This window comes from Flavobacterium pedocola, assembly GCF_053764385.1.
Genome location: NZ_JBSNCR010000018.1, coordinates 1 through 2,144 on the forward strand (window position 1 = coordinate 1; position 2,144 = coordinate 2,144).

Consider the following 2,144-nt stretch of genomic DNA (forward strand, 5'->3'; position numbering starts at 1 on the left):
AACAATTACCTAAAGTAGCCGTTACCGTGTAAGTACCTGCCGGAGCTGTTATCGTGTTTCCGCTGATAGTTGCTCCAGTGTTTGAAGGACTAACGGTATACGTGTACGAACTGTTGTAATTGGTAATGGTGAAACTACCGTTTGGATTGGTACAGGTTGGCTGTGTCACGGCGCTAAGCGTTGGTTTCGCCGGTGTTGCCGGTTGTGCATTCACGGTTAATGATGTAGCTGCTGATGTACAATTTAATTTTGTATAGGTTACAGCATAAACACCTGGATTCAAGTTTGGAAAAATACCTGTAGTATTGCTTTGTGCCGCAACTACCGGGTTTGTTCCTGTTACCGTATAACTGATACCTGATGCCGGTGCCGGAACGGTAACTGTAATAGTACCTGTAGCAACTGTACATGTAGGCTGCGCTGTTACCGAGGCTGTAGGTGCTGCGAATTGATCGCAGGCAACTGTTACAGAAACTGTTGCAGAATCACAATTATTCGGATTTAGTTTTTCACAAATCTGATACACCATTGTATAGGTTGCAGCCGGTGTTCCCGGTGGTACGGATACTTGTCCCGTAGTAGTACTGATGGAAGGCACCGGATTATTACCGATAGGCGTAGCTGGTGTGGTAACCGTTAGGTTCACTTGTGAAATAGCGACATTGCTTCCGTTTAAAGTGTCAAAACCGTTTCCGTTATTGCTCAGTACGTTTCCGGCATTTGGATTTCCTGTAGTAACATTTCCTCCATTGATAGTGTCGTCTTGAGCAATAATCACTGGTGGTGCAACTGTTACCGTTACGCTTGCCGGATCACAATTTGTCGGATTTAGTTTTTCGCAAATCTGATAAACCAAAGTATAGGTTCCTGCAGGTGTTCCAGCTGGTACGGATACTTGTCCGGTAGTAGTACTGATGGAAGGCACCGGATTGTTTCCGATAGGAGTAGCTGGTGTAGTGACGGTCAGATTCACCTGTGAAATAGCAACATTGATTCCGTTTAATGTGTCATTTCCGTTGCCATTATTGTTCAGTACATTTCCTGCATTTGGATTACCGGTTGTTCCGTTTCCGCCGTTGATAGTGTCGTCCTGAGCAATAATCAGTGGTGATGAAACCGTTACTGTTACGGTTCCCGGATCACAATTATTCGGGTTGAGTTTTTCACAAATCTGATAAACCATTGTATAGGTTCCCGCAGGCGTTCCCGGTGGTACAGACACTTGTCCGTTAGATGGACTAATAAGCGGTACCGGATTATTTCCGATAGGAGTAGCCGTTGTGGTAATGGTCAAATTAACTTGTGAAATGGATACAGGGTTTCCGTTTAGCGTGTCATTGTTGAGTACGTTTCCAACATTTGGATTACCGCTTGTTCCATTACCTCCGTTGATAGGATCGTCTGTTGCCACAATTGGAGGTGGTGCCACGGTTACTGTAACATTAGCGGAATCACAATTATTCGGATTCAGTTTTTCACAAATCTGATAAACTAAAGTATAAGTTCCGGCAGGCGTTCCCGCAGGTACAGATACTTGTCCCGTTGTAGTACTTATGGAAGGCACCGGATTGTTTCCGATTGGAGTGGCCGGCGTGGTAACAGTCAGGTTCACCTGTGAAATGGCTACTGGACTTCCGTTTAGGGTATCAGGTCCATTTCCATTGTTATTCAGTACGTTACCTGCATTTGGATTACCGGTTGTTCCGTTTCCGCCGCTTATAGTGTCGTTCTGAGCTATAATAGCCGGAGCAGTAACTGTTACGGTTACAGTTGCCGGATCACAATTGGTAGGATTAAGTTTTTCACAAATCTGATATACCAAAGTATAAGTTCCGGCCGGTGTTCCTGCTGGTACGGATACTTGTCCTGTAGTAGTGCTGATAATTGGCACCGGATTGTTTCCGATAGGAGTGGCCGGTGTGGTAACAGTCAGGTTGACTTGTGAAATGGCTACATTACTTCCGTTTAAAGTATCGAAACCGTTTCCATTATTGTTCAGTACGTTTCCTGCATTTGGATTACCGGTTGTTCCGTTTCCGCCGTTGATAGTGTCATTCTGGGCAATAATCACTGGTGGTGTAACCGTTACGGTTACGGTTGCCGGATCACAATTTGTAGGATTGAGTTTTTCACAAATCTGATAT

At 44.7% G+C, this 2,144-nt stretch carries 1 protein-coding gene; it reads right to left on the reverse strand.

Annotated elements, in window-relative coordinates:
- Positions 1–2,144: beta strand repeat-containing protein (locus ACWPKD_RS15185; protein ID WP_455413538.1), on the reverse strand; the 2,144-nt coding region annotated here is incomplete at both ends.